The 19031-nt window shown below is 58.4% G+C and carries 16 protein-coding genes and 1 pseudogene; 11 read left to right on the top strand and 6 right to left on the bottom strand.

The genetic code is table 11. The features are described 5' to 3' along the window. Nucleotides 1-136 precede the first annotated feature (136 nt). Nucleotides 137-490, bottom strand: a complete 354-nt coding sequence (locus MEB48_RS24960) for a DUF6124 family protein (RefSeq protein ID WP_237886483.1) — start codon at nucleotides 488-490, stop codon at nucleotides 137-139. A gap of 1134 nt (nucleotides 491-1624) precedes the next feature. Between MEB48_RS24960 and MEB48_RS24955 the strand changes: the two genes are divergently transcribed. The 5 genes from MEB48_RS24955 (at nucleotide 1625) to MEB48_RS24935 (ending at nucleotide 8540) form a co-directional block, all read left to right on the top strand. After that, nucleotides 1625-3493, top strand: coding sequence for an amidohydrolase (locus tag MEB48_RS24955; protein ID WP_237886482.1), 1869 nt, complete (start codon nucleotides 1625-1627; stop codon nucleotides 3491-3493). A gap of 18 nt (nucleotides 3494-3511) precedes the next feature. Then, a complete protein-coding gene (locus MEB48_RS24950; RefSeq protein ID WP_237886481.1) occupies nucleotides 3512-5254 on the top strand; it encodes an amidohydrolase in 1743 nt (580 codons plus the stop codon). Between the two features lie 260 nt (nucleotides 5255-5514). Beyond that, nucleotides 5515-6255, top strand: a complete 741-nt coding sequence (locus tag MEB48_RS24945; protein ID WP_237886480.1) for a TorF family putative porin — start codon at nucleotides 5515-5517, stop codon at nucleotides 6253-6255. 57 nt (nucleotides 6256-6312) lie between these two features. Further along, nucleotides 6313-7725, top strand: a complete 1413-nt coding sequence (locus MEB48_RS24940) for a purine-cytosine permease family protein (protein WP_237886479.1) — start codon at nucleotides 6313-6315, stop codon at nucleotides 7723-7725. 161 nt (nucleotides 7726-7886) lie between these two features. Further along, nucleotides 7887-8540, top strand: a complete 654-nt coding sequence (locus tag MEB48_RS24935) for a peroxiredoxin (RefSeq protein WP_038982589.1) — start codon at nucleotides 7887-7889, stop codon at nucleotides 8538-8540. A gap of 139 nt (nucleotides 8541-8679) precedes the next feature. On the opposite strand, the gene MEB48_RS24930 is transcribed toward MEB48_RS24935, so the two are convergent. Both MEB48_RS24930 and MEB48_RS24925 read right to left on the bottom strand, forming a co-directional pair. Further along, the gene (locus MEB48_RS24930) at nucleotides 8680-9177 is read right to left on the bottom strand and encodes a heme-degrading domain-containing protein (RefSeq protein ID WP_237886478.1); all 498 of its coding nucleotides are present in this window, start codon (nucleotides 9175-9177) and stop codon (nucleotides 8680-8682) included. 10 nt (nucleotides 9178-9187) lie between these two features. After that, the gene (locus MEB48_RS24925) at nucleotides 9188-10189 is read right to left on the bottom strand and encodes a LacI family DNA-binding transcriptional regulator (protein WP_237886477.1); all 1002 of its coding nucleotides are present in this window, start codon (nucleotides 10187-10189) and stop codon (nucleotides 9188-9190) included. Nucleotides 10190-10390: 201 nt separating this feature from the next. Here MEB48_RS24925 and MEB48_RS24920 point away from each other — a divergent pair, with 201 nt between their 5' ends. The 3 genes and pseudogenes from MEB48_RS24920 (at nucleotide 10391) to MEB48_RS24910 (ending at nucleotide 13940) form a co-directional block, all read left to right on the top strand. Next, the gene (locus MEB48_RS24920; RefSeq protein WP_442969121.1) at nucleotides 10391-11557 is read left to right on the top strand and encodes a Gfo/Idh/MocA family protein; all 1167 of its coding nucleotides are present in this window, start codon (nucleotides 10391-10393) and stop codon (nucleotides 11555-11557) included. Further along, nucleotides 11554-12657: a sugar phosphate isomerase/epimerase family protein gene (locus tag MEB48_RS24915; RefSeq protein ID WP_237886475.1), complete on the top strand. Its 1104-nt coding sequence runs from the start codon at nucleotides 11554-11556 to the stop codon at nucleotides 12655-12657. Before MEB48_RS24920 ends, MEB48_RS24915 begins: the two co-directional genes overlap by 4 nt. A gap of 55 nt (nucleotides 12658-12712) precedes the next feature. Then, nucleotides 12713-13940 (top strand): annotated as a pseudogene (locus MEB48_RS24910) (nucleoside permease). A 176-nt stretch (nucleotides 13941-14116) separates the two neighbouring features. Here the strand turns inward: MEB48_RS24910 and MEB48_RS24905 are convergent. Continuing rightward, on the bottom strand, nucleotides 14117-14977 hold the full coding sequence (locus MEB48_RS24905) for a CAP domain-containing protein (RefSeq protein ID WP_237886474.1): 861 nt from the start codon (nucleotides 14975-14977) through the stop codon (nucleotides 14117-14119). Between the two features lie 240 nt (nucleotides 14978-15217). Between MEB48_RS24905 and MEB48_RS24900 the strand changes: the two genes are divergently transcribed. The 3 genes from MEB48_RS24900 (at nucleotide 15218) to MEB48_RS24890 (ending at nucleotide 17558) form a co-directional block, all read left to right on the top strand. Continuing rightward, a complete protein-coding gene (locus tag MEB48_RS24900; protein WP_237886486.1) occupies nucleotides 15218-16030 on the top strand; it encodes an AraC family transcriptional regulator in 813 nt (270 codons plus the stop codon). A 96-nt stretch (nucleotides 16031-16126) separates the two neighbouring features. Further along, nucleotides 16127-16513 (top strand): cupin domain-containing protein, encoded by a 387-nt coding sequence (locus MEB48_RS24895; protein WP_237886473.1) that lies wholly within the window; start codon nucleotides 16127-16129, stop codon nucleotides 16511-16513. 223 nt (nucleotides 16514-16736) lie between these two features. Further along, entirely contained in the window at nucleotides 16737-17558 is an 822-nt protein-coding gene (locus MEB48_RS24890; protein ID WP_237886472.1) for a MinD/ParA family protein, read from the top strand. A gap of 78 nt (nucleotides 17559-17636) precedes the next feature. On the opposite strand, the gene MEB48_RS24885 is transcribed toward MEB48_RS24890, so the two are convergent. Then, on the bottom strand, nucleotides 17637-18122 hold the full coding sequence (locus tag MEB48_RS24885) for an adenosine-specific kinase (RefSeq protein ID WP_237886471.1): 486 nt from the start codon (nucleotides 18120-18122) through the stop codon (nucleotides 17637-17639). 166 nt (nucleotides 18123-18288) lie between these two features. Beyond that, nucleotides 18289-18837, bottom strand: coding sequence for a thioesterase family protein (locus MEB48_RS24880; protein WP_237886485.1), 549 nt, complete (start codon nucleotides 18835-18837; stop codon nucleotides 18289-18291). Nucleotides 18838-19031 lie beyond the last annotated feature (194 nt).

Raw genomic sequence — 19031 nt, 5'->3', positions numbered from 1 at the left:
ACCAAGCGAATGGCTTCCGCTTTTTCCTCGGCGTTAACAACCCGATATCCCATGATGCTTCCTTAGATCGACACTCCTACATCATGGTCCAAAAACATTGAGCCACAACAGCCTCGCTCCTACAGGGGAATGGAGCTCACACTTCTATTTTATCCAGCACCCGGTTCGCCGTGATCTCCGCCACCATGATGCTGTTGGAAATGCCCAGCAGGGCGTAGCGTGAATCACCCTCCAAATGATCCACCAACTGATGGACCATCACATCGACCGAAGCCAACGTCTCGACCAAAAAAACCGCCAGGGTTTCGGCTGTGGCTTCTGGGTTCACGGAAAGCATCGTGCTGGGTGTACGCGCGGTGGCTTTGATGTCGGCATTCGATGGGAAGTGGAAGTTGAGGGCGCGTTCGGCGGCTTCGTTGAGTTTTTTTGAATCGGGTTCGTATGGGGATATCGGATCGGCGTCTGGTGGGTTTGGCGTTACCTTGAACATATTTACGTCTCCAACAATATGGAGCCATCACCGAATCGCTGCTAAACGAAGGGTGGCAGCTATGCGCAGGTTAGCAGACCGGCGGAGACGAATCCGGCGCGCCCGAGGGCGCCCTGCGCACAGCTACCATAAAGTGCAGGCCTGAAAAATGACCTGACTGTCTGGATGCAAATGCGCTTCGTCACGACGGGCTGCTAAACCCGATCACTGGGGATCAGTGATGCGAATCAAGTTACCGAGTGGATCCAAAGCGCACAAGCCGGCGGATTCTGGTGCAGCCGTAGGCAATGGCGCAAGGTTTTGTAGCTTTCAGGACGTAACTTTGAGGGCGCCTAAACAAGGAGCCTTTGGCGATGTTGAATTATCTTGTGCGCGAGTCGCACAGGCAGGCGGATGGTCTAGAGGCGATCTAAATGTTAGGTTGAACCATCTTGAGCTTATCGAGCTCCTAACCGAGGCAGAGAAAATGAGTGCAGCTAAGATCGGAAAATCCAGTCCTTGGCTGAATTTTTCTGCAAGGCTTCCCCCGAGACCAAGCGGGACGTATTTATAATGGCGATGTCTAAAGCGATCGCCTCTCAGCGTGACGTGCTGGATAAGGCGGAAGCTCTCAAGATGGCGCGAAAAACCGAGAAGGCTTCTGCCTAAGGCGAATGTGTCATTGATGAAAAAGCCCAGCTAGCCGCTGGGCTTTTTCGTTTCTGGGGATTCGTACAGGCGAGACGAGTCCGCAACACGACGTCCTGGCTGCACCCCGTGCCCGGCGTCTACGACCTGCGCCACGTCGACTTCCCTCGGCGCCCAACCATCCTCAGTAAAAGGCTTACTCCTGATCGAACTGACCGATGATGAGCAAGTCGTCATCGAGTTCAGCGATGTCAGGCCATATCAATGTTGGCTGTGCGGCCGTCTTCGCGAACAGGCTCGCTCCCACAGGTTCCGCGCCTGAACTGACAGTAACAGGCGACTTGCCGAGAATCACCAGATCGACCCCCTATCATTTAATTACCTCACCCCTCCTCATTTGCAGAGGTCCATCCGACGCCCGCGCCCTATAGGGTATGCCTGCATATCAGAGGCTTGCGGCCGTCTGTTCGGGCCACTTCCAAAACTATAAAAATAGAGGTGAGGCAGTTGAAATTTTCCAGGCTGTTTATCGCCGTTGCGTCGACAACGGCATTTTCCTGCATGGCGCTGGTGGGGTGTCAGACACACGGTTTGACACCAGCTGACAGGGTGATGCGCAACGGCTATATTTACACCGTCGATGGCAAGAACTCCGTGCAGCAGGCGATCGCCGTCACGGGCGGGAAGATCGTCTATGTCGGCAGCGATGAAGGCGTTGCTTCGTATATCGGCACGCAGACCCAGCTGATCGATCTCGCGGGGCGCATGTTGATGCCCGGCTTCGTCGATGCGCACATGCATCCGGGGGACGGCGGTCGCGCCATGACGTTGTGCGACCTGAAATACCAGACGATGACCCGCAAGGTTTTCCAGGAAACCATTCAGGCGTGTCTGGATGCCGACAAGGGCAAGGGCCCCGATGTCTGGCTTGAAGTGGGCAGTTGGGACCGCATGGGCATGACCGGGCTTGACGGCGATCCCGACAAATCAACGCTGGATGCACTCAAGACTCATCGCCCGATTCAGGTCCGTTCCACCGACTTCCATACCGTGCTGACAAACTCTCGTGGCCTGGCGGTCGCTGGCATCAACAAGCACACGGCCAATCCGGGTGATGGCAAGTACGTGCGCGACAGCGCCGGCAACCCGACTGGTATCTGCGAAGACGGTGCCGCCGATGCCATGGCCGCCGTGGTGCCGCCAGCCACCGACGCAGAGAAACTCAACCAGACCCGCGCGGCGCTCGACGCCATGCGTCAGCAAGGCATCACCAGTTTCTTCGATGCCTTGTCAGGGCCTGAAAATGGCAAAGCGTTTACCACCCTGCAACAGTCGGGTGAGTTGACCGCACGGGCCTTGCTGGCGATCAAACTCGACCCTGCCGCCGCTGTTGCAGACCCGGCGAAAACCATTGCCGAGGCCAAGGCACTGGCCAACACCTACGACCAGGGCGAGGCCAAAGTCGCGCCGGGTGTGAGCATGCGTCACGTCAAATTGTTCATGGACGGCATCATCAATGCTCCAGCGGATACCGGGGCAATGTTGGCGCCGTACCTGCGCAATGCCGGCAACGATGCCGCGCCCAAGTGGACGCCTGGCAAGAATGTCGGTGAGCTGTACTACCCGCCGCAAGTGCTCAATCCGTTGCTGTTGCAAGCGGTGCAGGCCGGCCTCGACCCGCACCTTCACGCCACCGGAGACCGGGCGGTACGTGACTCGTTGAACAGTATCGAATACGTACGCCAGCAACTGCCGGGCAACGGTTTTCGTCCAGCCATTACTCATGCCGAATCGGTAGACCCCGCCGACTATTCACGTTTCAAGGCGCTCGACGTGACCGCCAACATGTCGTTCCAATGGGCCCAGCAGGCGCCGTCCACGGTCGACGGTACCAGCGATCATCTGGGGCCTGCGCGTTTTGCCCGCATGGAGCCATCGGGCAGCATCAGCCGTGCTGGCGGCCGGGTTGCTTATGGCAGCGATTGGCCGGTCGACCCGCTCGATGAATTCCTGGCGTTGAAGATCGGTGTCACCCGTTCAGGCGATCCGCTGAACCCGCACAGCTATGGCCCCAAGTATGCGGGCAGGCTGAATGCCGACCCGGCGCTGTCGCGTACCGACGTGCTGCGCACCATCACCATGAACGCCGCCGAGCAGCTGAAACTGGACACCGTTGTCGGTTCGGTTGAAGTGGGCAAGTTCGCCGACTTGATCGTGTTGGACAAGAACTTCATGCAGGTGCCGGAGGATGAGCTGGGCCGGAACGAAGTGCTGCTGACGATGGTTGGCGGCAAGGTCGTGTGGGCCAAGGCGCCGTTCGTTGGACTTGATCCGAAGGCGTTGTCACAAGCTTCCACATCCCGAATCGCCCAATAAAAACAAGAGAGTGTTCCGATGCAACTATTCATTCCCAACCTGTTGGCCGCAGCCCTGGCCCTTTCCTCGGTGCAAGCCATGGCCGCGGCTGATCTTGTGTTGTTCAACGGCAAAGTCTTTACCGCCGAACCCGGTCAAGCGCTGGTTCAGGCCGTGGCGGTGCAAGACGGCAAGATTCTTAAAGTGGGCAGCGATGCCGAGATCAACGCCCTGGCCGATGCCCAGACGCAACGAATCGACCTGGCGGGCAAAGTATTGATGCCTGGAATGATTGATACCCATAGTCACCCGGTCGTTGCGGCTTTCAACAGCCAGGGTGCCAATCTGCTGGATGAAGTGAAGCCGTTGCCGGAACTCGAGCAATGGGTGATCGAGCAGGATGAGGCGGGGCGCGCACGGGCCGGTGACGTGATCAGCATTGCCGGGGTGAGTTCGGCCTATTGGGAGAAAAGCCGCGAGCTCGGTCAGCGCTTCAATCAGGGACGCTGGGCGGATCAACCGGTGGTTCTCAGCGGGATCGACGGGCATACCGGTTGGGCCAACAACGCGATGCTCAAGCGTCTGAAGATCGACGCGGCACTGGTAAAAGGTCTGTCGGAACAGGACCGCAGCTTCGTGGGGCACGCAGCGGACTTCACTCCCAATGGTTTGTTCGCCGAGTCGCGCTGGGACAAGGTGCGCAGTCAGATCCCCGCGCCCGGCAACGAGGTCATGTTGAAGGCTGCCCGCGAGGCGGTGAAGGTCAATCATCAATATGGCGTTACCGCCTGGATGGACGCGGCAGCGAATGCCGGAAGTGGTGATTCGCTGTTCGATTTCCGGGCCACCGAGCAGAGTTACGGTGTTCTACCGCTTTACCGCGAACTGGCAGAGAAGGGCGAGCTCAATGCCCACGTCGCGGCGCTGCTGCTGGCCAACCCAAAAAGCCGGCCGGCCGATTTGGAAGTGCTGGCCAAGGTGATGAAGAAATTCGAGGGCGTGCCCAACCTGAGCTTCCCCGGCATCAAGGTCTTTGCGGACGGCGTTCTGGAGTTCCCGGGGCAGACGGCAGCGGTGATTGTTCCGTTCACCAACAGTCACAAAAACGGTCAGTTGCTGATCGACCCGGCACACTTTGGTGAATTGGTAGTCGCGGCGGAGAAGCGTGACTGGATTGTGCACACGCATGCGGTCGGCGACCGTGCCGTACGTGAGTCACTCAATGGCATTGAATACGCGCGCAAACTCAACCCGGCACCGATGGCCCACAGCATCACTCACTTGCAACTGGTCAATCCAAAGGAGTTTCCGCGCTTCAAGCAACTGGGCGTGATCGCTTCCATGCAGCTGCTGTGGGCGACCGGCGAGTCTTACACGGTGGAGTTGGTCAAGCCGTATATCAGCGCGTTCGCTTACGGTTATCAGTATCCCGCCAGGTCCCTGCATAACGCCGGTGCGCTCATCGCCGGTGGCAGTGACTGGCCGGTGTCCAGCCCCAACCCGTGGAATGCCATCGCTCAGGCCAGCACCCGCAAAGGGCCGCTGGGTGTGTTGAATGCCAATGAAAGCATTGATCGCCAGACCATGTTCTATGCCTACACCCTCAATGCCGCCAAAGTCCTGCGGCTGGAGCAACAGATTGGCTCGCTGGCGCCCGGCAAACAGGCCGATCTGATCATCCTCGATCGCGATGTGTTCAAGGTCAGCGACGACGAGTTGTTCGACACCAAGGTCCTGAAGACTTTCTTCGCTGGCAAGCAGGTTTACGCGCCCGCGTCGTGACGACTATCCGCCGGCAGCACCAAAAAATGCTCCTGCTCCTCGCATGGCGAGGGGCTGGGCAACGCCCAATGCCAGTCAGTTACCGCGAAATCTGTAGGAGCGGGCTTGCCCGCGAAAGCGGTGTGTCAGGCGACATCAATGTTGACTGTACCGCCGTCTTCGCGGGCAAGCCCACTCCTACAGATCCCGTTTAACTGACAGGCATTAGGGCAACACCATGCCCGAAATCACCCGCTGATCCATAAAAATAAGAGACTTGTATGAACGTACGCTCAGCATTGACCCTTGCCAGCCTTGTATTGGCTCCCCTGACCAGCCAGGCGCTGACACTTAACGACAACTTCAGCCTGGACATGACCCTGGGCGTTGTCAGCGACTACCGCACTCGTGGCATTTCGCAAACCCTGGGGGATCCGGCGGTTCAGGCCGGCGCCACGCTGGTGCACAGCAGCGGCTTGTACATTGGCGCCTGGACCTCGAATGTCGATTTCGGCGGCCCCTACAAGACCCGGCAGGAACTTGATTACTACGCGGGCTACTACTGGCAGGCGACCGAAGCAATCAGTCTCGATCTGGGGTACCTCAAGTACGACTATCCAAAGGAAGGCCAATTCAACATGAGTGAGGTCTACGCCATCCTTGACGTTTATGGCGTGAAGCTCGGCGCCAACTACTCAAACGATACGCCGAACTTCTTTGGCGAGGACCAGGACACCCTCTACACCTACCTCAGCTACACAATCGAATTGCCGGCCGAGATCGGCCTGGACCTGCGCGTGGGTCGCAACGATGTCAAAGACCCGGCGTTCTGGTCCACCAACGGCGAAAGCCGTGATGCCTACACCGAGTGGGAAGCCAAACTGACCCGTGATTTCGTCGGCGTGACCTGGGGCCTCAGCTACGTCGATACCGACCTGTCGAAAAGCGAATGTGCGAGCTGGTACGGCTATGGCGATCTATGCACTGCCACAGTCGTAGCCAGTGCCAGCAAGGCCTTCTAAGCGTTCAAGCCCACACGATAAAAACAACAAACTGTTCTTCACAGGAAAACCACCGCAATGACCCAGGTCAGCGATAGTCAGCAGCGAAGTCCCCTGATCGAGACGCGTTCGATCGATTACATTCCCGAGGCCGAGCGCCATGGCAGCCTCTACAGCCAGTTCACCCTGTGGCTCGGCGCCAACCTGCAGATCACGGCGATCGTCACCGGCGCTCTGGCCGTGGTGCTGGGTGGCGATGTGTTCTGGTCACTCATCGGTTTGCTGATCGGCCAGTTGCTCGGCGGTGCGGTGGTTGCCCTGCACGCGGCACAAGGACCGAAGCTTGGGCTGCCGCAGATGATCTCCAGTCGCGTGCAATTCGGCGTCTATGGAGCGGCGATCCCGATTGTGCTGGTGTGCCTGATGTACCTCGGTTTCAGCGCCACCGGCGCGGTGCTGTCGGGGCAGGCCATTGCCCAGCTGATCGACGTCAGCGACAGCGCCGGCATCCTGATTTTCGCCGCCTGCATCGCGTTTCTGACGATCTTCGGTTATCGGGTCATCCACTGGGTCGGACGGGTGGCCAGCGTGCTGGGCATCATTGCCTTCGTCTACCTGTTTACCCGATTGATGACGCTCAACGACATCGGTCTGTTGCTGGAAAATCGCCATTTCGGCTGGAGCAATTTCCTGCTGGCGGTGTCCCTTTCCGCGTCCTGGCAGATTGCGTTCGGTCCTTATGTGGCTGACTACTCACGCTACCTGCCGAGCAAGACCTCGTCGTGGAAAACGTTCACCGCCGTAGGTCTGGGAACGGTGCTGGGCGCCCAGGCGTCGATGGTGCTGGGAGTGTTCGCCGCTGCATTGGCGGGCACGAGTTTTCGTGGACATGAAGTCGCCACTATCGTCGGGTTGGGCAGCACCGGCGTGATCGCTTCTCTGCTGTATTTGAGCGTGGTGTTCGGCAAGGTCACGGTGTCGACCCTCAACGCTTATGGCAGCTTCATGTGCGTGGCCACCATTATCAGTGGCTTCCGTCGTGGCTTCGAGATATCCGCCGGCAAACGCATGCTGTTCGTGCTGGCGATTGTCGGCGCGTCCACCGCGCTGGCATTGCTGGGGCTGCATTCGTTTCTCACGACGTTCAAATACTTCATCCTGTTTTTGTTGACCTTCTTCACGCCGTGGAGCGCGATCAACCTGGTGGATTATTACTTCATCAACAAAGAGCGTTATGACATTCCCGCGTTGTCCGACCCGGCGGGGCGTTATGGGCGCTGGAATGTGTTGGGGATCAGCGTGTATGTCTTCGGTGTGCTGGTTCAGCTGCCTTTTGTCGACACTCACTTCTATTCCGGACCGATGGTCGCGCAGCTTGGCGGTGTCGATATTTCCTGGATCGTCGGGTTGGTGGTGCCGGGCATTCTCTATTACTGGCTGGCCAGGACATCGGGGCTTGCGGTGTCGGTCGAAGGTGACGCGAAGGCTTGAAGGCCCCGTCGATCAAGGGCTGCAGTGTGGGCGCGGCGATAACTGCCTTATGTTCAAGCGTCTCCTATACTGACCCGCGTTGACAGGTTCAACGCAGATCCTGAACGCCGTTGGAACAGCTGCCAGCGGCTTCCTACGACTCAACAGTAAGGAGAACGAACATGGCAATCCGAATTGGCGACGAAGCACCGGACTTTACCGTCGAGAGCACCGAAGGCCCGCTGCATTTCCACGAGTGGATCGGCGACAAGTGGGCGATCCTGTTTTCCCATCCCAAGGACTTCACCCCGGTGTGCACCACTGAGCTTGGCTACATGGCGGGGCTCAAGCCAGAGTTCGATAAGCGCAACACCAAGATCGTCGGGCTCAGCGTCGACCCTGTCAGTAATCACCAGACCTGGGCCAAAGACATCGAAGAGACCCAGGGGCATGCGGTCAACTATCCGATGATCGGGGACGAGAACCTGGTGGTGGCGAAGCTCTACGACATGATCCATCCGAATGCCAGCGGCGGCGCACGGACTGCGGTGGACAACGCCACGGTGCGTTCAGTGTTCATCATCGGCCCGGACAAAAAGGTCAAGGCGATGCTGATCTACCCGATGAGTGCCGGCCGCAACTTCGATGAGGTGCTGCGTCTGCTCGATTCCCTGCAGTTGAACGCCAAGCACACCGTCGCCACCCCGGTGAACTGGCGTCCAGGCGAGGACGTGATCATTCCCACTTCGGTCTCCGATGAGGACGCCAGGAAGAAATATCCGGATGGCTTCAAAACGGTGAAACCTTATTTGCGCACGGTGGCGCAACCGAAGTAATCCATTTGTTGGGAGACCCGGTGCCAGTCAATTAAGCGAAATCCATGTGGGAGCGGGCTTGCTCGCGAAGGCGGCGGCATAGTCAACATCGATGTCGCCTGACACGCCGCTTTCGCGAGCAAGCCCGCTCCCACAGGTGTTATTCGGCCTCAAGCGCAAGTTCGCTCGGCTCGGCCCCGCACATCTGTGCCAATACCTGAACCACCAAAGCATGATCCTCACGCTGGGGCAGCCCTGAAACGGTGACGGCGCCAATGCACCCCACGCCCTTGACCGACACCGGGAAACTGCCCCCATGATCGGCGTAATCACGCAGCGGCAACCCCATCAAACCTTCGAGTGAATCGCCCTGAAGCTTGAAGGACAGGCCTACGCGGTACGAACTGAGTTCCATCAGTTCCACGACATTTCGCTTGCGTCGTGCCCAGTCGGCATTGCTGGCAGAGGTTCCCGGCATCGAGTAGAAAAACACCGTGTCCCGCGCCAGCCTGACCTCGATCGTGGTGGACACGCCTTGCTCCTCGCAGGCAGTTTTCAAACGGGTGCCCAAGTCCCAGGCCGTCGCTTTGTCGAAGCGTTCAAACCTCAGCGTTTCTTCCTGGAGCGCGATGCGTTGCAGGTCGGTTTTGATGTCCATGATTTCTCCCTCATCCCTTTCGGGCGGTCGTACTGTTACGCACGGTTAATGTGAACGGCAGCACCACATGGCGGTCCGGGATGGTTTTTTTTTCAATGAGGGCGATCAGCATTTCAACAGCCTTTTGGCCAAAGATTTCGGCGGGTTGCGCGATCGTCGTCAACGCCGGATCACAGTAGGCCGCGAACGGAATGTCATCGAAACCGACCAACGAAATATCGTCGGGTACCCGCAAACCCTGTTGTTTGATGCGCTTCAAGGCACCGATTGCCATTTCATCGTTTTCGCAAAAGAACGCGGTTGGACGGTCGGACAGTTCCAGCAGCATTCCCGCGCCATCAAAACCGGCCTGCAACGTGAAGTCCCCGTGGCAGACCAATTGCGGATCCGACTCGATACCGGCCTGGTGCAATGCATCTTGATAACCGGCCACGCGGTCGCGTGTGAGCGGGCTGCTTTTCGGGCCTTTGATCAGGCCGATCCGGCGATGGCCCAGATCGATCAGATGTTCCGTCATGGCCTTGGCCGCTGCCCGGTTGTCGAGGCTGATCGTCGGATGCCGCCCGCCTTGAATCACCTCACAGGCGTTGACCAAGGGCAGTGACTCGCCGTGGGGGAAGGGCGATTCAAACGGGTCGTAGGCGCGCAACTGAATCACGCCGTCGGCCTGGTGGGCGTACACCAGCGCGGCAAATTCCCGTTCGATTTCCTCGCGGCCCTGGGTGTCGCACAGCAGCAAGCGGTAACCGGCTGCCTGTGCCGACTGTTGGGCGCCACTGATCACCCGTGCGAAAAACGTGTTGGCGATGGCCGGGACCAGAATCACCAGGTTGCCGGTTCTGCGCGAGCGAAACTGCACGGCCATGAGGTTCGGCCGATAGCCGGCCTGTTCCACCGCGGCGTTGACCTTGTCCCGGGTGTCGGGGAGTACGCGCTCGGGTGACTTCAGCGTTCGGGACACGGTGGCCACCGAGACGCCGGCCAGCCGGGCTACTTCACGGATATTGGACAAGACGACCTCGTTATCGAACCGGCAGATGTAAACGTGGCCGGCGAGCTTACCGCAGTCCGGCCGTGCGCTGAAATGACCTTCATTTTTTGATCCCGGGTTTGACACCCGAAGTAACTGAGCATAAATTTCCGCCATGATGTAACCGGTTACATCATAGTCAAACCTGAGCGTTAACCCACCCCGAAAAAGAGAAAATTCGCGATGAATGGTGCAACGGCAAAAATAAGAATGGGATTTGTCGGGGGCGGCGAGGGCGCTTTCATCGGCAAAGCCCACCGCCAGGCTGCCGGCCTTGATGGTCGTTTTGAACTGGTGTGTGGCGCCTTCAGCCGAGACGCCCGCAACAATCAGGACACCGGCGCCGCGCTGGGGTTGGCCGCCTCACGCTGCTACAGCGACTGGCAACAGATGCTCGATAGCGAGCGCGCACTGCCTGCCGACCAGCGCATGGAGTTGTTGGTGATCGTCACCCCCAATCACCTGCACGCGCCGATCGCCAGCCAGGCACTGAGCGCGGGATTTCATGTGTTCAGCGAAAAGCCCGCCGCACTGAATCTGTCCGAACTGCTGGCGCTCAAGGCAGTGGTGAAAAGCAGTGATCGCCTCTATGGGCTGGCCCATACGTATCTGGGTTATCCGATGGTCTGGCAGGCGCGCAAGATGGTGCGTACCGGCGTGATCGGCGCTGTGCGCAAGGTCATTGTCGAGTACCCGCAGGGCTGGCTGAGCCGGGATGTGGCCAAGCAGGGCAACAAGCAGGCGAGTTGGCGCGATCAGCCCGAGCAGTCCGGGCTGGGCGGCTGCATTGGCGACATCGGCACCCATGCCTTTTCACTGGCCGAATTCGTCGCGGACCAACCCATCGAACAGGTGTGCGCAACCTTGGGTTCGCACATTGCCGGGCGGCAGCTGGACGATGACGCGGCGATGCTGTTCAAGATGGCCGCCGGGGCCAGCGGGGTATTGATCGCCAGCCAGGTCTGCGCCGGCGAAGAGAACCCATTGAAGATCCGCGTCTATGGCGATAAAGGCGGGTTGGAGTGGCGTCAGGAAGAGCCCGCGAGCCTGATCCATCGTTCCCTCGATCAACCGTTGAGCATCCTTCGTTCCGGTGTCGGTCAGCCCTGGTTGTGCGAGGCCGCCAGCCAGCGCATGCGTTTGCCCGCCGGGCATCCCGAGGGTTATCTCGAGGCCATGGCCAATCTCTATGGTGATTTCGCCACCGCGATCCGCAGCAACGTCGAAGGCAACGATGCCCCCGGTGTGCCGGGCATCGATGTCGGGTTGCGTGGCATGGCCTTCATCGAGGCAGCGATCGCCAATCATCGCGGCGACGCGAAGTGGACCGAACTGGTGTGCAACCCATGAATCCGCAGAACTCTCCCGTGAACCAAACCTCACCAACACCGACAGGCCTGCGCGGCCCGGGTATTTTCCTCGCGCAGTTCATGTCCGCCGAAGCGCCCTTCAACACGCTCGCCAACATTGCCCGCTGGGCCGCAGCGCAGGGTTACAAAGCCATTCAATTGCCGACCCTGGGCACGCAATATATCGACTTGGCGCGCGCCGCCGACAGTCAGGAATACTGTGATGAATTGAAAGCCGTCTGCGCCCAGGCAGGCGTCGAAATCAGCGAGCTGTCGACGCATCTGCAGGGCCAACTGGTGGCGGTGCATCCGGCGTTCGATACGTTGTTCGATGACTTCGCCCCCGCGCATTTGCGCGGCCAGCCTCAGGCACGAACCGAATGGGCCATCGATCAGTTAAAGCTCGCCGCGCGCGCCAGCCAACGCTTGGGGTTGAAGGCGCACGCGACGTTTTCCGGTGCGCTGCTGTGGCCTTACGTCTACCCGTGGCCGCAACGCCCGAGCGGTCTGGTCGAGCAGGGTTTTGCCGAACTGGCCAAGCGCTGGTTGCCGATCCTCGATTGTTTCGAAGAGGCCGGAGTCGATCTCTGTTACGAGATCCATCCCGGCGAGGACCTGCACGACGGCGCCTCGTTCGAGCGTTTCCTCGAGGCCGTCGATCACCATCCGCGCGCCGCGATTCTCTACGACCCGAGCCATTTGCTGCTTCAGCAAATGGACTATCTGGGCTTCATCGATCGCTACCACGAGCGCATCCGCATGTTCCACGTCAAGGACGCCGAGTTCCGGCCCGATGCCCGTTCGGGTGTCTACGGCGGCTATCAAGGCTGGGTCGAGCGGCCTGGCCGCTTCCGTTCCTTGGGCGATGGGCAGATCGATTTCAAATCGATTTTCAGCAAACTGACTCAGTACGACTTTGCCGGCTGGGCGGTTCTGGAATGGGAGTGTTGCCTGAAGGATTCGCAGCAGGGCGCCGCAGAAGGCGCGGCCTTTATCCGGCAGCACATGATCACCAAGACTCAAAAGGCGTTCGACGATTTCGCCAGCGTGACGTCCGACGAAGGTTTCAATCGTCGACTGCTGGGTTTGCCCGACGCCTGAATACAACCTTGTTCGTTCCTCTCTCCGCAAAAAAAACAATAAGACGGTGACTGATATGACCACGATGAGTGCGCGATTAAGCGTAATGATGTTCTTGCAGTTCTTTATCTGGGGCGGATGGTTCGTGACCCTCGGCACCTTCCTCTCCAGCAATCTTGGGGCCAGCGGCGGGCAGATCGGCATGGCGTTCTCGACACAGTCCTGGGGCGCGATCATCGCGCCCTTTGTGATCGGTTTGATTGCCGACCGCTACTTCAATGCCGAGCGCATTCTTGCGGTGTTGCATCTGATCGGCGCAGTGCTGCTGTTGCAACTCTATCGAGCGCCTGACTTCAGTGAGTTTTACCCGTTCGTACTGGCCTACATGATGATCTACATGCCGACGCTGGCATTGGTGAATTCGGTGGCGTTCCGGCAGATGCGCGACCCGGCCCTGGAGTTCTCGCGGATCAGAGTGTGGGGCACCATCGGCTGGATCGTGGCAGGCGTGGTGATCAGCTTTGTGTTGGGATTCGCAACAAGCGATCTCATCCGGTGGCCTGCGCAACACGTTTCTGATGTCGGCCATTGCCTCCCTTGTACTCGGGCTCTACAGCTTCAGCCTGCCGCGCACCGCGCCGCTCAAACCTGAGCTGGGCAGAGTCGGCTTGAAGCAAATGCTGGGGCTGGACGCCTTGGGTTTGTTGAAGGACCGCAGCTACCTGGTGTTCTTCATCGCCTCTATTTTGATCTGCATTCCGTTGGCGTTTTATTACCAGAATGCCAACCCGTTTCTGGCGGAAATCGGCGTGACCAATCCAACCGCCAAGATGGCGATCGGGCAAGTCTCGGAAGTGCTGTTCATGTTGCTCCTGCCGCTGTTCATTCAGCGTTTCGGCATCAAAATCGCGCTGTTGGTGGGGATGCTGGCGTGGGCGTTGCGCTACTTGTTGTTCGCCTACGGTAACAACGGCGACCTCGCCTTCATGTTGTTCACCGGCATCGCTCTGCACGGCATCTGCTACGACTTCTTCTTTGTCTCAGGACAGATCTATACCGATGCCAAAGCCTCGGAGCGATTCAGAAGCTCCGCGCAAGGGTTGATCACGCTCGCGACGTACGGCTTGGGCATGCTGATTGGCTTTTGGGTGGCCGGGACGGTCACCGATCACTATGCATCGGCTGACAGCCATGACTGGAAAAACATCTGGCTGTTCCCGGCCGGGTTCGCGTTGGCGATATTTTTCTGTTTTTCGCTGGCCTTCAAAGGGCAGCAACGCGTGGCAGCGCCGTCGAGTATTTGAATCATGACCCCAGTCTGAAGAACACCGTCGGACCCTGTGGGAGCGGGCTTGCTCGCGAAAGCGGTATGTCAGGCGACATCAATGTCGACTGTGCCGCCGTCTTCGTGAGCAAGCCCGCTCCCACAGGGGTTGCGATTAACCGACTGGCATTTTATGGGTTATGGAATGGGCTTCACTCAAGGCGCACCAAACAGCATCGTCCAATAAACACCCTTATCGCTGCGCGAATCGGCGGCGTAGGCTGCGCCCACTTGGGTAAACATCGGGTTCATCAGGTTGGCGCAATGCCCGGGGCTGGCCAGCCAGCCGGCCATCGCTTTGTTCGGTGAGCTTTGCCCGGCGGCGATGTTCTCGCCGATCTGACGACCTCGATAGCCGGCGGCTTTGGCCCGGTCCAATGGCATATCACCGTCGGGATCGCGGTGGGCAAAGTAATTGCCGTAGGCCATTGCCTTGCTATGCCCTTGCGCGGCAGCTCCCAGGGCGGCATTCCAGGTTAGCGGCCGTGCGGCGGCAAAGCGTTGGCGCCCGCATAGGCGCGGCCTGGCCCGTGCCGCATTGACCTCGGCCAGCAACGTCTTACTCGCTGCTCGCGAATCGCCGGCACGCCCATCGAGCACCGGTTGTGCCAGCACCACTTGCCATTCGCTGCGGGCGCGAGTGACGCCGATGTCGGCGTACTGGGTATCGAGCAGCGCACCGCAATAATCGCTCTCAAGCATGTCAAACGCCTCATCGGCATCTTGCGCGCCGACCAGGCGAATGGTGCGCACCGTCACCGCTTGATAGCCTTTAGCTTTCAAGGCACTGCGCAAACCGCCGCCATAGCCGACCGGCAAGGCCAGGTTCGATTTCAGCGACAGCGGCCGCAACGGCTTGACCGAACGCCCTGCGCAGCGATCGGGATCGGCGCGGTAGTCGTTGATGACTTCCACCAGTTGCCGCTCCCCGCCGGCATGGGCGGGGCTGGCGAACAGTGCACACAAAGGCATCAGGCACAGCGAAATAAAGCGACAGCAGCGGACGGTTGGGCGCATGAACGGACAGCTCTGATGAGATGACGGCTATAGGGAGGACAGGAACGAGCAATGACCGTAGGAGCGCTTCGTTGGGTGAGCTTCTTTTACGGCACGGCTAAGACTGCGGGTCTGAAGACTGGTTCACGATGGGAAGAGACAAATTTAACGGCGGGGCCATGGGGGATTCGGGCTAGTCATTCAAGGACATCAGGCGTCCGGACTGGTACCGTATTGACATCATTCGGCCGGTACAGGGACATGACTAAAACCAGGGGCGATATGGATTGGGTAAAGCGCTCGGCTCAGCCGTTGAAGATGGAGCGAATCGAAGCCTTTTTTGGCGGCCATGGGTTTACGCCGCATCGCCACGATACGTACGCCATCGGACGAACGCTGTCGGGTGTACAAAGCTTCCAGTACCGCAACACCAAGCGTCATAGCCTGCCCGGAAAAACCATCGTTTTGCATCCGGACGAGGTGCATGACGGTGAAGCCGGTACCGAAGCGGGTTTTCATTATCGGATGATCTACATCGAACCGGCCTTGATTCAACAGGTGCTGGGCGGCAAGCCCTTGCCCTTCATCGAAGGTGGTTTATCGAGCGACCCACGGCTTTATGCCGCGACCCAGGTGCTGCTGCAAAACCTCGACGCTTGCATCGAACCTCTGGAAGAAGACGATGCCATTTATGACCTCGCGCAAGCGCTGGATGTGCTCTGCGGTCAACGCGGGCGGCGCAAGTCGTTTGATTTCGCAGCGGCCGAGCGCGCGCGTGCGCTTATTCATGAGTCTCTGGATCGCGTCATTACCCTGGAGGAGTTATCGCAGGCAAGTGGCCGAGACCGCTGGAGCCTGAGCCGTGATTTTCGTGCGCTGTACGGTACGAGCCCCTATCGATACATGACTCAACGACGTCTCGATCTGGCAAGAGCACTGATGTTCGGGGGCTATTCGATGGCGGAGGCAGCGGTATCCGCAGGCTTTTTCGATCAAAGCCACATGACGCGTCAATTCGTCCAGACCTACGGCGTCTCTCCCGGCCGGTGGATGAAGCGGCTGGGTCTTGCTTGAGAATGTTGTCGGGCTACTTGCACAATCATGCAATACGCAGCGCTGCTCCGCTCCTAAAGTCAGAACTCGATAACTTGGCTAGAAAGGACGACTCACATGCATTCCCAACCTGGCGTAGCGACCTGCACCGCGATTAACTTTGCCGAAAAATTTGCTTTGTTCAGTGAGCAATGGGCACCCAAGGTCATTGCCGAGATGAACGATTACCAGTTCAAGGTGGTGAAAATCGAAGGCGACTTTGTCTGGCATGCCCATGCCGATACCGATGAAACCTTCATCGTCCTCGAAGGCGAGCTTCGCATTGATCTTCGAGAGGGCGCCGTCGTGGTAAGGCAGGGAGAAATGTACGTCGTCCCCAAGGGCGTCGAACACAAGCCTTATGCTGAGCGAGAGGTGAGGATGTTACTGATCGAGCCGCGTGGTGTGCTGAATACCGGCGATCAGAACGGAGAAAGAACCGCAATCAATGACGTCTGGATTTAGACGTCTGGGTATTGGGTCATCTGCCAGCGAGCATTCAGGAACGCAGTGTCATTCTCTGGGGCAATGGATTAACGGCATTTTTCGGTAAAACGGTCGATGGAATGCCTTGAAACGCCTCTCGTCGGAAGACAAAGCGGCTATTTTGCGCATTTCAGCTATTCTTCGGGCATCAGAATGGTGCCATTACGTACTGGCACACAATGCGCAGGGAAGGGAAGACAAAATGGATGATGTGCATTGCGTGCAAGTTGTCGCGGTAACGGGCGGTAAAGGTGGCGTGGGCAAGACAACGGTGGCGGTTAACCTTTCGTTGGCGCTGGCAAAAATGGGGCGGCGTGTCGTATTGCTGGACGCCGATCTGGGCCTGGCGAATATCGATATTCTGTTGGGACTGACTCCGCGCTACACACTGGCCGATGTCATCGAAGGACGTTGCGAGCTGTCCGACGCGCTGTTGCCGGGGCCTGGAGGCATTCGTGTTGCCCCGGCCTCTTCGGGCTTGCAGAGCATGATTCATCTGGAACCGGCGCAATACCGTGCGCTGATCCAGTCCTTTAGCGACATTGGCGATAAGCTGGATGTGCTGATCATCGATACGGCCGCGGGTATTGGTGGCTCAGTGGTCAATTTCATCCGTGCGGCGCAGGAAGTGATCATAGTTGTATGCGATGAACCCACCTCGATCAGCGGTGCCTACGGGCTGATCAAATTGCTCAACCTGAACTACGGACTGCATCGGTTTCGCGTGCTGGCCAACATGACGGGCAGTCCGTCGGAGGGCCGTAATCTGTTTGCCAAGCTGGAAAAGATTACCGATATGTTCCTGGATGTCTCTCTGCAATACGTCGGCGCGGTGCCGAATGACGAATGTGCGCATAAAGCCGTGCAGAAGGGGCGTGCAGTGTTTGAAGCTTTCCCCCGTTCCAAATGCGCTCAAGCCTTCCAGGCCCTTGCTCAAAACGTCGACACCTGGCCATTGCCGATTCATCCGAGAGGGCATGTGGAGTTCTTTGTCGAGCAACTTGTGCAGAATTCGGGCAGGTGAGCCTGCTCGATGTTTAAAGCCCGCTCGCTTAACTGACTGGCATTACGCTTGTGCGGGCTTTTCGTCTGTACAGGTTCATCACAACTTGTAGCCGATCTGCCGCAACAGGTTCTTGCGCCACAGAATGTCTTCATCACCTTCAATGTCTTTGGCACAGAAGCCATCCACCACGCCCAGAATCCCTCGTCCCTGTTCCGTCTCAGCAAGAATCACTTCAGTCGGATTGGCCGTTGCACAAAAAATACGACACACCTCTGGAACCATTTTGACGGTGTTCAAAACGTTCAGCGGATAGAAACCGTCGCCCAGAAAGATGATGAAGCTATGGCCTGCGGCAATGGCCTGCGCATTTTTCTGCGCCAGTTCGATCATGGCGATATTGGTGCCAGACCATCGCACCAGGCATTTGCCGGAGGCTTCACAAAAGGCCACGCCAAACTGGATACCTGGCACGGCGTTGACCAACGCTTCGTGGATGTCCTCGACGGACTTGATGAAGTGCGTCTGACCCAAAATGAAGTTCGTCGCTTGCGGCTTGTCGATGTTCAACGTGATGAGTTGCATTTCAAACGCCTCCTTTCACGATGTTGTGAACCAGAATCTGGCCTCTAAGCAAGCCTCCATTTGGTCAGTAGCTCGAGCCGGCTCATGGTTGCAGTCCTTGGCAGGGGATTCAGAGGAATATTAGCTTCTATTTGGCCGCCTGTTAGGGGTCAGAGACAGGACGAAGCTAAGTCACCAGGCCTTCTTCCTCTCGAAGTTGGCGGCTCATGTCGTCGCAGCTTTGCGACCAGGCCGTTAACCACGGCGACATCTGGGGTGACTGTTCGGCCAATCCCAGCTCCCGGACAAACTCGGCAGGTGGGACCGTGCCTTTGGCCGCGCGGAACAGGCCGCGCATGATGACGACGCCAATCACCCGTCCTTTGCTCACGAAGCGGTGTTCCATCAAGCTCCACTTCTCGTCCCAGCCGAGTATTCGGGTATGAATCTCAAATGATTCGAACAGCTTCAGCTCACGACGAAACTTGCCCCAGGTATCCCCAACGATCGGCACCGCCTTGTGGCGCAGGGCTACGCGGTAGGCACCACTGCGCAGGACGAAGTCCATGCGGCCCACGTCGGCCAAGGTGAAATAGCGGCCATTGGTGACGTGCCGGTTGAGGTCGAGATCGAGCGGCCAGACGCGCATGCGGATGACGGTAGTGGCCAGCGCATCGACCGGCTTGCGCCAGGGGCGACGAAACAGCATGAGGATAAGTCGAAACCAGAGATTCATAAGTACGCCGAGGGCTGGAGTAGAGCGGTGCACTTTAGGGCCGAGAATGCGAGCGAGATAGGTGCACAAATGACTTTTTTCATGTGAAAAGCGCAATTGGATCATTCATGCACCGGGGCAGTTATTTCAGCGGTTGCCCGCCAACCAGGTATTCCGCTCAGGAATGCCCCCATAAAAATCATGCATTTTCTTTA

Source organism: Pseudomonas sp. PGPR40 (assembly GCF_022014505.1).
In the GTDB taxonomy this organism is placed as follows: domain Bacteria; phylum Pseudomonadota; class Gammaproteobacteria; order Pseudomonadales; family Pseudomonadaceae; genus Aquipseudomonas.
The sequence above is the reverse complement of the archived record's forward strand: the minus strand, read 5'-3'. Positions and strand labels throughout refer to the sequence as shown.

Excerpts from the sequence above, each read along its gene's own strand:
- MEB48_RS24960 (WP_237886483.1), bottom strand. The coding sequence starts at position 490 with ATGTTCAAGGTAACGCCAAACCCACCAGACGCCGATCCGATATCCCCA.
- MEB48_RS24950 (WP_237886481.1), top strand. The coding sequence starts at position 3,512 with ATGCAACTATTCATTCCCAACCTGTTGGCCGCAGCCCTGGCCCTTTCC.
- MEB48_RS24945 (WP_237886480.1), top strand. The coding sequence starts at position 5,515 with ATGAACGTACGCTCAGCATTGACCCTTGCCAGCCTTGTATTGGCTCCC.
- MEB48_RS24940 (WP_237886479.1), top strand. The coding sequence starts at position 6,313 with ATGACCCAGGTCAGCGATAGTCAGCAGCGAAGTCCCCTGATCGAGACG.
- MEB48_RS24935 (WP_038982589.1), top strand. The coding sequence starts at position 7,887 with ATGGCAATCCGAATTGGCGACGAAGCACCGGACTTTACCGTCGAGAGC.
- MEB48_RS24930 (WP_237886478.1), bottom strand. The coding sequence starts at position 9,177 with ATGGACATCAAAACCGACCTGCAACGCATCGCGCTCCAGGAAGAAACG.
- MEB48_RS24920 (WP_442969121.1), top strand. The coding sequence starts at position 10,391 with ATGAATGGTGCAACGGCAAAAATAAGAATGGGATTTGTCGGGGGCGGC.
- MEB48_RS24915 (WP_237886475.1), top strand. The coding sequence starts at position 11,554 with ATGAATCCGCAGAACTCTCCCGTGAACCAAACCTCACCAACACCGACA.
- MEB48_RS24905 (WP_237886474.1), bottom strand. The coding sequence starts at position 14,977 with ATGCGCCCAACCGTCCGCTGCTGTCGCTTTATTTCGCTGTGCCTGATG.
- MEB48_RS24900 (WP_237886486.1), top strand. The coding sequence starts at position 15,218 with ATGACTAAAACCAGGGGCGATATGGATTGGGTAAAGCGCTCGGCTCAG.
- MEB48_RS24895 (WP_237886473.1), top strand. The coding sequence starts at position 16,127 with ATGCATTCCCAACCTGGCGTAGCGACCTGCACCGCGATTAACTTTGCC.
- MEB48_RS24890 (WP_237886472.1), top strand. The coding sequence starts at position 16,737 with ATGGATGATGTGCATTGCGTGCAAGTTGTCGCGGTAACGGGCGGTAAA.
- MEB48_RS24885 (WP_237886471.1), bottom strand. The coding sequence starts at position 18,122 with ATGCAACTCATCACGTTGAACATCGACAAGCCGCAAGCGACGAACTTC.
- MEB48_RS24880 (WP_237886485.1), bottom strand. The coding sequence starts at position 18,837 with ATGAATCTCTGGTTTCGACTTATCCTCATGCTGTTTCGTCGCCCCTGG.